Source organism: Candidatus Sysuiplasma acidicola (assembly GCA_019721035.1).
In the GTDB taxonomy this organism is placed as follows: Archaea; Thermoplasmatota; Thermoplasmata; order Sysuiplasmatales; family Sysuiplasmataceae; genus Sysuiplasma; species Sysuiplasma acidicola.
This window is the reverse complement of record JAHEAA010000021.1, coordinates 20,755-34,731: the sequence shown is the minus strand read 5'-3', so window position 1 is coordinate 34,731 and position 13,977 is coordinate 20,755. Positions and strand designations below refer to the sequence as shown.

Sequence of the window (13,977 nt, the reverse complement as noted above, 5' to 3'; positions counted from 1 at the left end):
ATATTCCCCGGGATACATCGCCAATCATCTGAAAGCCATCAAGAGTTGGGCGGAATTCTCGGGCAAACAAATACAGCGGCGCATAAAGATAGCGAACACTCAAAGACGCCCTACGCTGAGAGACGAAAGGGTGCCAACGCAGGAGGAGCTGAAAAGAGTCCTGTACGCGCCGACCACCTCCCTGAGGACCCGTTCTGCCATCATACTTATTTCACATGCAGGCTTGCGAATTGAGACACTATGCGATTATCTCGGCGTCAGCGGCCTGAAGATATCGGACGTAAAGGATTTCAGTCTGAAAGACAACAGAGTATCAGCGCAGACTGTTCCGGCAATGATTGTCGTTCCACCCGAACTGTCAAAATCCAGGAGGCAGTACGTAGCCTTTTTGAGCCGTGAGGGGTGCGATGTTCTTACCGAATATCTGAATGAAAGAGCCAGAGCGGGTGAAAGGCTCACACCGGATACAGGAATAATAGCCACTTCGTCTGCCCATTTCGGCAAAAGCCGTTTCCCAGGCGTGGTCGACAGAAGTCCGTTCCTCAGGACGACGAAGATAGGCAATGAGATAAGGGTGGCAATGAGGGCAGTCGGACTCACACAGAGACCGTATGTCTGGCGCTCATTTTTTGATACTCAGCTCATGATAGCAGAGAGCAGGCAGCGGATTTCGCATGCCTACAGGATGTTTTTCATGGGACATGTAGGGGACATTGAGGCGACGTACACCACAAACAAGAACAGGTTGCCTGAAGACGTCATTACGGATATGAGGAACAGTTACGATCAGTGCTCTGAATATCTGGAAACATCTGCTTCCCACCACGAGTCTGGCGCCCACGTACATTCAGTCATCCTGAAATCAATCGGATATACTGAGGAAGAAATAGATGCACTGGGTGGAATAGAGCAAATTCCTGAAAGCAAAATCTCTGAGCTCATAAAACAAAAGGTTGTGAGCAACCTGGTGAACAATGGAAACAGGCAGAAGGTCGTTTCGCAGAAGGATATCGAAAACTACCTGAAAGAAGGCTGGGAGTTTGTTTCAGTAATTGACCGCGACAAGGCAGTTATTCGACTGCCCGGGTGAATAATTAAATACTCAACAGGCACATCAATTTTTACGAAAGAACTCTCAGACATCCGGGAGCTTAAGGCAACAGTGCAAAGATACATCGACGATCCCGTGGTACGCAGCTTCGTCCGTGATTTGCCCGACAGACTGTCCAAGCCCAAGACCGCAATGGTCTGCATGTTGGTCCATGCTTCTTTCCACAACGATGAAAGGACCACTTATCAGCTGTTAGATGCTGTCAGGAAAATCGAGTGAATACAGTAATCATGAACGCCTCGACGTTTACGTCACTGCCCTCTGCATCACTCAAATGCCATCGTCATGGGCGGAGCGCACTCTTCGCGATAAAATCTCCTCTTGACGTTTACTCAGGAGTTGGATTCCCTCTCTAATATATCCGTCGTGAGCTTTCGATAGAAAAAAATCCATCCACAATGGGACCTCAGGGTTCACAGATGGGTAGGAGAAGCTGCTCAATCTCTTCGGCGGGATGAAGTATCCACTTGTAACTTGAGAGCTCGGAACTTCCGGGCAAGTATCTGTTAACCCGGCAACGAATCGTTACGAATTAATGCGGCTATGCTTTCTTGTTTTTCGATTGTGCCTACCCCACTTAAACAACTCAATAATAATTCCAGAGAGGATGGTCCAAAACACCAAATCGATTCCGAAGGCGATTGGGATAAAATAATAATTTCCAAATTTAAATGTAACGGCAGACCCCACATAGTCAGACGTGCTTCCATTAGCTACTGTAGTTATGAATCCGGTGGGATAACCAAATGCAATTCCATAAGATACTTTTCCAAAAACAACGAGTGTCGCCCACTTGTAGTTGTATGCCAAGGATGCTAAAGAGGTAAGGAATCCTGAGATAAGAGTCAATATTACGTCTCTCAGCTTATTGCTTACCATCTTCCTCACAAAATTCCTCAAACAATGGTAACACCACTGAATAGTTTGCGGTTTGGCTCTTTATTTTGTACTATGCAACACCCTGAACGATAGCCCATGCGTTGACACTTCACAGCCCTCTAAGCGGTTTACCACTTGAAAGTTTATCTATCGTTGCTGCCGAGTGCACGATGTCCGCTCCGGCGCCATACCCATCCCTGTATATCGGGATAGGTAAACTTTCACTTGAGATACCCCTTAATAAAGCTCGCCCGAGTATGAATACACGTTCAGGCTCACACAGAAAAGAACATCTATTTCTGACACATTGGCTACAAATGTCAGCTGGCCGTAAAAGCTGGAACTTATGTTGGTGATTCCTTCGGCTGATAGCCATTCCCTCACAAGGGATATTGATAAGCTATTCGGCCCGAACATTCCATAAAATTGAGTGGGTGTCAGGAATCTGTGATAAAGGCTAGATTGAGTATTGGAGATACTTCTTAGATAATCGTCTGCAGTTGCCATATTCTCGCTCAGGACAACAGTTATCGAAATAGTGTGCGATGAATTTAAGGATCCAACAAGCGTTGAATCTTTGAGAACAGGTGGCAGAGTATCGGGTATCCCAGAACTGATTAAAGAATGAGTTTGTGTGATCTCGCCCCTCAGTTGTAGCGATCCCGGTTGTGATGTTAACGAAAATGCAGTCCACAGAAACACTATGCATCCAGCAACTACCAATAATGTAGAGAAAGCCTTTTTTCTGCCTATAATTCTCTTTCTCCCTTCCTCACTTGCCCTTTGTAAGCGGTGGTCCGGTATTTGCCAATTTTGGCGAAGTGGGTCTTTGGAGAAGGATGGGAAGGCTGGTTCTTACATGGCACGGTTCAAGAATGTCATTTTGTCACGGGTAAGGTTCAACGGCATCGAACTGAAGCTGATGGTAAACGTGGCTAGTGAACACCTTATGGCAACGACAGACGCTGAAACCTTCATGCTACGAAATTTCCCGACCCCTATCTTATTCGGGGTTTCATCATCGAACTCCACTTTGCATACCTCGTTGTCCTTATTCAGATGCATGGGCATCATGGTGTTCGAATTTCTGACAAGATTATAACTGATTACTCTATGGATTGGGAGCTCCGACTCCGTCAAAGACAGGCAGGATATAGTCAGTACCGCTAATCGATGTCTCAAGGTTAAGTGAATAGATAACAAGTGCAATAGTATTGCCTTGAGTTGGTGTGGGATATCCGTTGTTTAAGATGTCCCCGGAAAAAATGACTGTGCTGCTCTTGGCGTTCATTATTCCGTTTGATAGAAGCGATGCTACACTCGCATACATGCCAAGAGTATTGGCATCATCCGCTGCTATTGCGGCCCATCCATCACCGGGAATCCAACCTGTCGCAACTGCTGCTGCAGTTATGACCCCCAGAAAGCTAAGACCAATTGATAAAATGCCAAAGATATCCGCTCCAAGGTTGTTGTCACTGCCGGTTATTGAAGAGTAAACAGTTGACCACTGGACTTCACTGCCCGCACTGAGGTTGGTATAAAACTTCTTTATGAGATTTGCCGGCCAGTTCAATGTACTTATCGCCTGTGGACTCGTATAAGGGCTGTACGCATCATACCCATCGTACACGTATCCCAATTGAAAAAGAGTATTGCCATTAGAACTCTGCGTGTTTACTATGTCTATAAGTGGTATCGTTTCATAGATGGAAAGGTTTACCCACATACAAACCTCCCCGCCGACAGAGGCAAAGCATTCGTATTCCTGTTCTTGATAAATGTCAGCCTCTAGTGAGCCATTTGCATAGATGAAGCCTGCCGATTCTCTTTGACTGGCATTGGGCGAGGTAACAGCAAATGTTTCGGTACTCACTGAAACATTCGAAGGGGAAGTATAACTACTACCTGTTGACAAATAGAAAGAGTACTTACTGCTCTCGTTATATCCCTGCCCTGTAGTCCACCCTACTTCGTTATTTATGGCGCCAATTGTTACTGATGTGATTATCTGCGTATTCCCTCCTGTGTCATTTGCCCATGCAATAGGAATCTCTACAGGGCTGGTCACAGTGCCAAATGTTGTCCTCTTCATCAATACCCATCTTGTCTGACCCTGGCTCGGATCATTGCTGAGCGCTGAAGCAGAAGCGGATGAAACTCCAGTGGTGGCAGTACTGTTGACAAAGATGTGTGGTCTGCCAATTAATGAAGGATGCAAGTTAATAGAAAAGACAGAGCTGCGATTCACCTGCAGGGGATTGTAAGGCAACTGATCGGAATAAAGGATCACTTGGTCGGTCGTCTTGTTGTAGTAAAAATAATAGGTTAACTGTGCAGTGAAAGAAGTTTCAGCCCCCAGCTGACCCGCAGACCTGAAGAATCCCGACCAATTTGAGGCGATATCGAGAAAATAGAATGGGAGGTATCCAGATACCACGCCCGTCGAATTAGCCCAGATTCCCAGTAGCTGAGGTATGTTCTTAGCGGTTGAAAAACGCTGCATCGGTGGATTGGCTGACCACACCTGAATATAAACAGCTAAGAGCTGTGATGAAGTAATATCCGGAGAGACGGAAAAACCGATTGGTATACCTGTTGTATTTTTTCCCCGATTGCTGAGATTGTGACCAATCCAAGGATGCGCGAAAAGCACAGCAAGAATTATGATAACGCTGATTACAACTGCGCCTATACGCTTTATGGAATGTTTCACCAAGAAAAGTCACTCCATGGTTGAGTTAACGTTCCTGCCGATATAAGAATATTGGGGGGTACAGTAGTCCCGCATATATGGGACAGCAGCCGACACGAATCTGTTTAAGCGCCTGCAAATCCGTTGTCAGTCAGCGGTGCGGTGACTGATGCGGCGGCATGTCCGCTGAACTGTTGGGACATGCAACGATGTTTCCACATTCATGCCTGCTGTTGTGCGGTTATGGACCGTTTCACGAACTAACGAGTGCGCATCATGATCTCATTGATGAGAAGATGATATCCTTCCTGAATTCTTCTTTGAATGCGTAGGCGGCTGTCTCTCGCTCGCCGCGCACAGACTGCATTGTCTTCAGCAGCGTCCATATGTTCCTGAGAATGACTGAGAGAAAGAGATAGAAGAGGCGGATGGCGTCGCTGTGTGATGTTGTCATTCCAGTGAACTCATGGTCATCAACCCTGTAGCCTGTCTCTATACCACAGCGATCGTCGTAGTAACGGCATATGTCGACGATGTTCTCGTCCGTCACTGACATGTTTGTGACGTAGAGCCAGTATACTGTCTCCTGATGTCTTTTCCTTTTTTGCACCACTTCGCCGCTGTCTATGATTATGAGTGTTGTCGTGTCGGTGATGCCCCTGTATGTTGTCACCCATTCAATGTGCCTGAAACGAAGACCGCGTGTTGCCTTCACCTCCCTCTCGATTCTGTCGTTCGTTTCTATCGGCATAACGTAGCTTATGCCCATGTCCGTCAGCATATGTCTTATCTCGACCGTCGAGAATGCCCTGTCCATGAGCAGGTGCCTTATGCGCACATGGCGTGAGGCATCATCAATCAGCCTCCTCACAACCTTCGGAAGGCTGGAAAAGACGTTGTACTCTGTGGCTGCAATCTCGAAACGCATTCCCTTTTCCACGACACAGAATGTTGCAATCCTGTAGAACCAGGATGTACCGTTCTTGTGCTTTCCGCCCACAACGAGCTTCGAAACTCTCTTTCCATAATACTCCCTGTCGTTGCAGTCAATTGCGCATGTCACCGGCATTGTGAACATGCGCATCCTATTTGCCGCCGAAATGACATTGCCGTTTATTTCCAGCATCTGCCTTTTCACATCGCCCGCGGGCATCCTGTTCAGCGCACGCCTGACCGTGTCACCCGAGGGAACGGCCAGCAGCCACTTCTCCCTCATTACGCCCGCAACGCCGTCGACGAACTTGTGCACCATGGCTGTCCAGACAAGTACAGCAATGTAGGCGCCCTTCGTATAATCGGAATTACCGACAGGCAGCTGGAAATGGCGTTCAAATCGCTTGAGCACAAAATCCTTAATCCTTCTGTTGCTTATCTCATTCGTAGAGTGCATCCCAATGCCTCCAAACACTGGAATGCACTCTCACATCAAAAAATGTGCCAGTGCAACTATTTCCTTATGCGGGACTACTGGGGTAAAAAAAACGGTCTGTTTCCATCTTTATTCCCATGTGTGAATAGATTCATGCCCTCGCTGTGAACTTTTTTGAGTGCCTTGAAGGCACTCCTGCCTTAGGATTTTGATGCAAATGCAATAAATTTCACGTGTGTCCGTTGCGGATTGTGGTTGCGATCGTGCCCCACGGCTGCTGAACGGTTGCAGAATGCTCACTGCAGGCCTGTTTTACGCTGTGATGTAAGTCAGACAGCCGAGATGCTGCTTGAGGGAGTGCTGTGCTCTTGTGACGGCGGCGAACAGGTTGGCGATGAATGTGAAGTGGCACGTGCGATCGAATGCCCTCTTCCCCCGTTTCACCGGTCTCGAGTCGAGCAATGTGTGTGACTTGCTCACACCGAACTGTCCCTCAGTTTTGCCGCTTCTCTCTCCGCATTCGTGTTTGAACTCTTCAGGATGGGTGAAAAGGCAGCTCCGCCGTCCACTCTGCCTGGCTCTCATGGCCTTCGAATACTTGAAATGAAATCACCGATATCGGACTGCGAATCGCTCATCCGTTCCATTTCTACCTTGATGGCTGTCGGTTGTGACAGTCTGAAAGGTTGCGTCATGTTATAGTGTTCAGCTCTCACTTCATATCATTTATTCGGAAGCACATTCACAGGTCTGCGAAAACGCAGGCAGCATCGTGCTCTATCCAGACGTCGCATCATGTATCTCTGACTACCATTTGTAATGGATGATAGGATATTACCTTTGTCTTATACCTATTTGTGGTATAAGTCCGGGCAGACCCATTCTGACTTACGGTTTAAAGCTCTTGATTTTTCCATGCCTTCACGCACTATAAAGAGGCACAGTGACAAGAGGCAGAAAGGGGGTCCAAGAGAGTATGCCCAATTTGAATGGTAGAGAGACCGTTATGCACATTTTCGAAGCAAGAACTGTCGCCTGGAAGCAGAGTGGCAGCAGTTGCAGTTCCTGCTATAATCTTTTCACCATTGAGTTGAAGCAAATAACCCGTTGCATCATATGAGACGTCTTATGGGGTGTAGACAGACGTGCCGCAGAGAGGTCCTAACTTGGATTTTCACAGGTAATAAAAGCGTTGATCTTTTTGTATGTTTCAGGAGATTTCAATTTTCAGTTTCCTGTTTCCCAGATGGGGTATTTCCATACCCTTCCACCGCTGCTGCTTGAGGCGGCAGAGCGGTGGAACAGCATGAAACCACCATAGCTTCATAACCGTACGGTCAGGATCGAGATAGCGTGAAAAATGCTGCGAAATGTAATATCTCATTCAGGCGCGAAAATCCAAGTTAGAGGACAGACCAGTCGCAACAATAACATTCAATGGCAGAGAAGTTCAATGACTTCCGATCTCTTGAAATGACCCTGCAGTGGAAAACTTTGCACTGCATCTGTAGTTGCAAAAAAGTGTTCAGCTCCCGGTAACATTCCAGTAGGACAACAATATGCCGGCTGTTCCGCTGTTCCATCCTGAAAGGTCGTACTGCTGAATGGATTGAAAGCTGTATCCCGCCACTGATATATCGAAGTTCTGCCCATTTTGAAGGCTGATGTCAGCACCAACCACGACAGTTTTTTCAAAATTAATTCCAGACAGTATGTCACTGACGTATGGTATTGCAATACCCACGATATCCGAACTTATCGTCTTTGCCCAGTTCATGAATGATGTCATCACACCACCCAGAGGCAGAAAACCAGATACGTAATTAGCCAAACTGGAGGTGCTAGATGTAAGACGGAAGTATGAATACTGCTCACTTGTAAATGGTGTAATTGTGCTGCTGAAGTTTTGTTGCTTGCCAAAAGACGTATAGACCACGTTAGGAAACCCCTGCATCTGTTGTGGAAGTATCGAGGATAGATCTCCTCCAGGCGGCGAGAATCTCGCCATCATCATAACATTGCCACCGCTCAACCCAACATTATTGACGTATATGTCAGCCTGATAGTCGTTATAGGAAGTTACCTGGCAATAATAATTGACGTAGACGTATTGATACTCTGAATATGTTACTGAAGCGTTTATGAAAATAACCGCCGATTTGTAATTTGTGAATGCTTCCGATGCGATGTTGCCATAAGCGGGCGTGCTAGTCGGCTGTGAACTGTTTACAGACCATGCACCCTTAACAGTATTGTAAACACCAGCTTGAAAGACGGTATCCTCCCCGCTTATGCCCAAGGTGTAACCAATTGATCCACCTGCATATGTCGTCAGATTGTTCACCCACTCAACCGGTACCCAGATATTTGGGGTAATAGTCGAGCCCAGGGCCTTCCAGTAATACCCGGGCGTGCAATGAAGGCATCTGCCACCCACACAGTCAGGCGTAGCGATGGTATTGTGTGGATACGCTGACGGCTGCTGTTTTGCATTATCAATGAAAATGTTGAAAGTGACTTCATACGCAAGATGAAACGCGCTGTCGTTGAGATACCGCAGCAGCAAACCCGGTGAAAACCGCAGATAGGTTATGGCCGACCAGGTTGTGTTGTTAGCAAGCTGTTCAACCGCAGTGACCGCGAAAGATGTCTCGAACGCGTCGGCATACGACTTCCCTCCCATCTGGGTAAGATTGCTTCGCCAGCCCATTGCAACACTATCGATTAAGCCATTGAACGGAAAGGTAAACAATCCATATGAGTTGGAAAAAGAGCGTACGACAAGAAGTTTGCTGTTGTTGATATTTAGCGGCGCGCCGCCTGAATTCACAGGATGCATGTAGACACTGACCAGTGTTTTCGATGCATTCATGCCATTTGGATTCCTGAACTGTATGCTCGCACCGCTAGGGAAGAATGGCCCAGTTTCATTTACAAACAATTTGTTACTGTTGCGCGGACTAACATTACGGTTATACGTGACGACTTCAGCAGCGCTTGCAGAAGCAATGATGACAATGAGAACAACAGCTGTGGTCACCAGCATCCTCGGCTCCCTTGAAATAGATCCCTTGATAGATCCAGATCCCAATGACAAGTAACCACTCGCCTAACGTATTACTTCTGATGTACTAATAATTATTTGGATGGCTAGTCCCTCCGAAACATGGCGTCAGTATATGGTTAGATTCACCGGCATGTTTTATTCCAATATGCGAATAGACTCATTCCCCCGCTGTGAACTGTTTTGAGTGCCTTGAAGGCACTCCTGCCTCAAGATTATGATGCAAGCGCAATAAATTTCACGTGTGTCCGTTGCGGAATATGATTGCGATCGTGCCTCATGGCTGCTGAACGGTTGCAGCATGCTCACTGCAGGCCTGTTTTACGCTGTGATGTAAGTCATGCAGCCGAGATGCTGCTTGAGGGAGTGCTGTGCCCATGTGACGGCGGCGAACAGGTTGGCGATGAATGTGAAGTGGCACGTGCGATCGAACGCTCTCTTCCCCCGTTTCACCGGTCTCGAGTTGAGCAATGTGTGTGATTTGTTCACACCGAACTGTCCTTCAGTTTTGCCGCTTCTCTCTCCGCATTCGTGTTTGAACTCTTCAGGATGGGAAAAAGGTAGTCCGTTGTCCACTCTGCTGGGCTTTCATAGCCTTCGAACATTTGAAATGAAGCCACCGATATCGGAATGCGAATCGCTCAACCGTTCCATTTCTACCTTGATGGCTGTCGGTTGATATTCTGAGCGGTTGCGCCATGTTATAGTGTTCAGCTCTTACTTCACATCATTTATTCGGGAGCACATTCACAGGTCTGAGAAATCACAGGAAGCATCGTGCTATATCCAGACGTCGCATCTTATATCTGTAACTACCATTTATGAGGGATGATAGGGTATTATCTTTGTCTTATACTTATATATGGTATAAGTCCGGGCGGACCCATTATATTTATGCGATTGAGCAAAAATTTGTTTAACAAGACTCCATCTCGCTTTAACACATCGGCATTGACTCCATCTTCATTGAGCTGTCATAAATGACGATTTCAAAGCATCCCGCCAAAAGCCTTAATACAATCGTAATACTATGGTATTACGATTGCTATGGACACAATTCCTGCCAAGTTAACCCACCGGCTAGTCAGCGAAATGGACGAACTGATAAAGGAGGGCTGGTATGCCAACAGATCTGAGCTCATTAGAGCTGCTGTAAGGGAGACGATAAGACGCGTGCGATCTGAACGCATAGAAGCCGCAATCAAGGAGGATGTGGAGTGGGGACTCGGTGGCAAGAATTAAGAATGCTGTTTTAGACACCGGCCCGCTTACGCATTTGGGCCAGATAGATTCTTTGAAGGTGTTCCGCGTTTTCCAGGACATATTGTTGAGCGAGGATGTTGTCCGCGAACTCGGAGACGCCTCACGCTTCCCGGCAAATTGCAAAGTCTCAAGGTTGAAAGGGCGGGCAAAAGATATGTCCAAACTGATAATGGAGGAGTACGGACTGGGCGCCGGGGAATCCACTGCGATAGCACTTGCCAAACAGGAAGGTGTCAGTCTTGTATTCACCGATGATTTGGAAGCGAGGGAAGTGGCTAGGAGTTATGGACTGGAACCGCATGGCACGCTGGCGATTGTAACACGCGCATACAGAGAGAATATCATAGGCAAGAGAGAAGCAATTGCCTGCATTGACAGACTTCACAGGTATTCTACCCTTTATTTGACCGTGGATCTCGTGCACTGGGCAATCAGCCAAATAGAGAAACATGACAAGTAAATCGCACCGCAATGATGCTTCAAATCCGGGCTGACCCATTTGTTCCATCAACGATGTGCCCGGCAGCACACTTTTCGCACAATTTCACGGCACTGCCGTTTGCCGCCTGCGGCGTTCAGCTTTATCGAATGCGTGCCTGCCAGGTCAGCCCAGTTACCTTTTTGTCGAACTGTCTGCAAACGGTTAAATAGTGTGTTGTGAAAGTATCGGGACCATGGGTTCAAAAGTCAAAGCCGTAGCTGTCATTTTCGTTGCAGTTCTTATTGTCGCAGGAGCGGCAGTTTACCTCTACCCGCGCCTCGTCAAACATGGCCCGGCCATGTCTGCAGGTACTTCGTTTCTTTCCTCCGGTACAATCGGCAGCAGTGTAGGCGGAAGCTGGCATCGCGAGTATTATATAACCGCAGGCGCGCACAATCCGATTGCGTTCGTAAAGGCATATCTCGGCATGCTCATGCCAAATTATACTCAATCCGGCAGTCCTCTGCCTGCGAATGAGACACAATATCTCAATGGCAATTCGCAGTTTTCGGTAATCGGATATGGAGAGAATAAGACTGGTGCGAACATTGATGGCGCTTTACTGTATCTCCCGAATGCTACACTCGCTACCGGCATATATGTCAATCTCACTGCCAAACTCCATAACAATATCTCAGTTCAGGTTTCCACCGGAACGATTGGAAGTACACCATATACTTTTGTAAATTTCACAAACAATGGAAACGTGACCGAAGCGATTTTCGCACATGATGGAAATTACTTCCTGGCTTTTGTTTATGTGGGCTCACCCGGCGTTCCAAAATCGGGCCTTGTAGCTGTAATGACTGAAGAATTAAGTACTCTGGGCAGTGGAACCACAGTTTCCTATCCTGCACACCTGGTGACCTCCTCGCAGGCAGCCAGTGCATTTGGCATCGGCATAGACTCCACAATTTATTTCAGCGCGAATGTTACCAACATGAGTTCTGTTATCCGCGCTCTTTCTGGCCTGTCTGGTAATGCCAGCATCAGCGGCGCGAGCACAAGTACAGTCGGGAACCAGTATCTGGGTAACCTTACTGCTGCCGGTGCTGCGGTGTTCGGCAATGTGAGCCGGAGTGAAATTGCCCTTTCATCGTTCGCCACTTTCAAGAGCAGCACTTACTCGTCATCTCTGTATGAAGCGTTGAATATTCAATTCAGCGGCAACAAGAATTACTCATCAAGTTACCACTCGGGCGTTGTCAGCGGGAAGGATTATTTCTTCGTAAGCGCAAACATCAGCAACAGCTCTTCAGCTCACATCTCATTGCTGGTGTGTGCGGATGGAAACTCGCTGATTGTGCAGGCTGTTCTCACTCCAGGTGTGATGACGTACACTCAGATGACTGTCTTCGCGGCCGCCCAGATATCCGACATTTGAAACATTGTTGAGGCATATTGAAAACACCCCCCTCCAGCCACATGGTCTTTTCGTGCTCTTCTGCAACGACAGTTTTACTTATTCGCATCCCAGGCGGCAAGAATCCCTGCATGGGCCGGTAATCCAGCTCGCCCCTCGACTCAGTTATGATTTCCACGCAATTCATCAACGGCCGATGCGGCAGACAATATTGTTTTTCCCAATCGGAAATCAGAGTATATTGGCCTTGAAATCGTCAGGCCGGCTCAATAGTATCCACCTACAGGCGAACTCCCCGTGCTGTTTGAAGGCGGTGATAGATTAGCGAACTGCTCAACTATCCCTTTGACAACGAATCCCTGGTGCGGACTCGGGAGCCCCCACCAGTCGCTGGTCAGGTGCCAGAGTCCGTTTGAATAGTGATACGTCAGCAGGTAAGGCAGAATAAGAGTGGCGACAGTGGAGTTCACACTGCTGTTGCCCTTGATAGGAGTGAGACCCGACACCGGCAATTTTGCGCTCTGATTGATTAGTACTATGTACCAAAGATCTGCAGTAACAGAAGCAACGTTTCCACTAATGCTGATCTTAAAGTTATATACTGAGTAGTAGTCGACAGGGTCGTGCGAGAAAAACTTTGACCAAGTACTTTCAATTGTGCTCTTATTCGTATATGTTCCATTAAGAACACTTCCCTTTACCGACCAGTAGAGAACAGAGCCGGACGTGTATTGTGACATGGTTTGCGAAAGGTTCTCAACACCTATTGCCTGCCAGTGTTCATAAGCAAGTGAAGTGACCTGTTGCTTCACAGAAGCAGAAGGCGCTGCAGTAGAGGGTCTAACTGCATAAAGCGCCCATCCTGCTCCGGCAACTATCAATAGTATGACCACAGTGGCTGCAAAGGCACCAGTAGAAATCCCCTTTCCTTTCTTTGAGGAAGGGGTGCTAGATTCTGACATTGTACAAAATGATTTCTTCTGCTAAATATATTTTAGCAAAAATCAGTCAGGCATGTATCCCCCGGATATGACGGTTCGTCAAGCAGACTTCAACCAGGCCGGGACCGGCGCACATAACTTCGATTCGGTGAATGATACGCCAGATATTGTTGTGAAATATGAAATAGATGCGCGGAGATGCTAAATGCATGAAGAGATGCGGATTCATTGAAAAGGAAATAGAGCCATCTGATGTCTTCAATAAAATCAAATCGATTCTGTCGTCCGAAGGATTCGCTTTGGAATCACAGACTGTAAAGGAAGGTTTCTGGGACATCCGGGCTGGAAGGAAGGATGTGGATAGAGTCGCAATAGGCAGAGTCCGGGACGCGGACGTTGTTATTTCCGGAAGAAAGGGAAAATTCGAAGTGACTTTCAAACTGGGTGTCTGGGGGAAAGATCTTCCCGTCCCTGTTGTGGAGGGTGTCATGACACTTGGAATTCCAACTTTCAGGGACCTTCACGAAGAGCACGAGCTCGAAAGTAGAATTTGGGAGAAAATCGTACACAATGTCGATCCTTCACTGCTAATATGCGAGCGGTGCGGCATGGTGCTCAGGAGTGAAGAGGATATGAAAGGACACGCCGAATTCGAAAGGCACCATTATCTCAATACACTTGCGCTGAACGCAAGAATGGGCTTTGAAGGAGCACGCGAAGATGCACCTCTTGCCTTCCTTAACGCGTTCTATGTCTGAGTCTGTAATCGCCTGAACTGCTGAGATATTTCTGCCAGGCTGGCAGTCTGTGC

The 13,977-nt window shown here is 47.4% G+C and carries 13 protein-coding genes; 5 read left to right on the top strand and 8 right to left on the bottom strand.

From position 1 onward, the window contains the following. A partial coding sequence (locus KIS30_08920; protein MBX8646861.1) for a site-specific integrase occupies nucleotides 1-1,090 on the top strand: 1,090 nt, incomplete at its 5' end. 546 nt (nucleotides 1,091-1,636) lie between these two features. Here KIS30_08920 and KIS30_08915 read toward each other — a convergent pair. The 7 genes from KIS30_08915 to KIS30_08885 form a co-directional block, all read right to left on the bottom strand. Beyond that, nucleotides 1,637-1,999, bottom strand: a complete 363-nt coding sequence (locus KIS30_08915; protein ID MBX8646860.1) for a hypothetical protein — start codon at nucleotides 1,997-1,999, stop codon at nucleotides 1,637-1,639. A 228-nt stretch (nucleotides 2,000-2,227) separates the two neighbouring features. Then, nucleotides 2,228-2,713, bottom strand: a complete 486-nt coding sequence (locus KIS30_08910) for a hypothetical protein (protein ID MBX8646859.1) — start codon at nucleotides 2,711-2,713, stop codon at nucleotides 2,228-2,230. Between the two features lie 388 nt (nucleotides 2,714-3,101). After that, nucleotides 3,102-4,709 carry a hypothetical protein gene (locus KIS30_08905; GenBank protein ID MBX8646858.1) on the bottom strand — a complete coding sequence of 536 codons (1,608 nt, stop codon included), beginning with the start codon at nucleotides 4,707-4,709 and terminating at the stop codon, nucleotides 3,102-3,104. Nucleotides 4,710-4,959: 250 nt separating this feature from the next. Then, nucleotides 4,960-6,075, bottom strand: coding sequence for a transposase (locus KIS30_08900; protein ID MBX8646857.1), 1,116 nt, complete (start codon nucleotides 6,073-6,075; stop codon nucleotides 4,960-4,962). 291 nt (nucleotides 6,076-6,366) lie between these two features. After that, nucleotides 6,367-6,639 (bottom strand): hypothetical protein, encoded by a 273-nt coding sequence (locus KIS30_08895; GenBank protein MBX8646856.1) that lies wholly within the window; start codon nucleotides 6,637-6,639, stop codon nucleotides 6,367-6,369. 940 nt (nucleotides 6,640-7,579) lie between these two features. Next, nucleotides 7,580-8,995, bottom strand: a complete 1,416-nt coding sequence (locus KIS30_08890; protein MBX8646855.1) for a hypothetical protein — start codon at nucleotides 8,993-8,995, stop codon at nucleotides 7,580-7,582. A gap of 444 nt (nucleotides 8,996-9,439) precedes the next feature. Next, nucleotides 9,440-9,694: a hypothetical protein gene (locus KIS30_08885; GenBank protein ID MBX8646854.1), complete on the bottom strand. Its 255-nt coding sequence runs from the start codon at nucleotides 9,692-9,694 to the stop codon at nucleotides 9,440-9,442. 471 nt (nucleotides 9,695-10,165) lie between these two features. Between KIS30_08885 and KIS30_08880 the strand changes: the two genes are divergently transcribed. The 3 genes from KIS30_08880 (at nucleotide 10,166) to KIS30_08870 (ending at nucleotide 12,246) form a co-directional block, all read left to right on the top strand. Then, nucleotides 10,166-10,360 carry a ribbon-helix-helix protein, CopG family gene (locus KIS30_08880; protein ID MBX8646853.1) on the top strand — a complete coding sequence of 65 codons (195 nt, stop codon included), beginning with the start codon at nucleotides 10,166-10,168 and terminating at the stop codon, nucleotides 10,358-10,360. Then, nucleotides 10,347-10,841, top strand: coding sequence for a hypothetical protein (locus tag KIS30_08875; protein ID MBX8646852.1), 495 nt, complete (start codon nucleotides 10,347-10,349; stop codon nucleotides 10,839-10,841). The genes KIS30_08880 and KIS30_08875 overlap by 14 nt, the downstream gene beginning before the upstream one ends. Before the next feature lie 214 nt (nucleotides 10,842-11,055). Continuing rightward, nucleotides 11,056-12,246: a hypothetical protein gene (locus tag KIS30_08870; GenBank protein MBX8646851.1), complete on the top strand. Its 1,191-nt coding sequence runs from the start codon at nucleotides 11,056-11,058 to the stop codon at nucleotides 12,244-12,246. A 245-nt stretch (nucleotides 12,247-12,491) separates the two neighbouring features. Here the strand turns inward: KIS30_08870 and KIS30_08865 are convergent, their stop codons facing one another. After that, a complete protein-coding gene (locus KIS30_08865; GenBank protein MBX8646850.1) occupies nucleotides 12,492-13,187 on the bottom strand; it encodes a hypothetical protein in 696 nt (231 codons plus the stop codon). Nucleotides 13,188-13,375: 188 nt separating this feature from the next. Between KIS30_08865 and KIS30_08860 the strand changes: the two genes are divergently transcribed. Next, nucleotides 13,376-13,924, top strand: coding sequence for a hypothetical protein (locus KIS30_08860; protein MBX8646849.1), 549 nt, complete (start codon nucleotides 13,376-13,378; stop codon nucleotides 13,922-13,924). Nucleotides 13,925-13,977 lie beyond the last annotated feature (53 nt).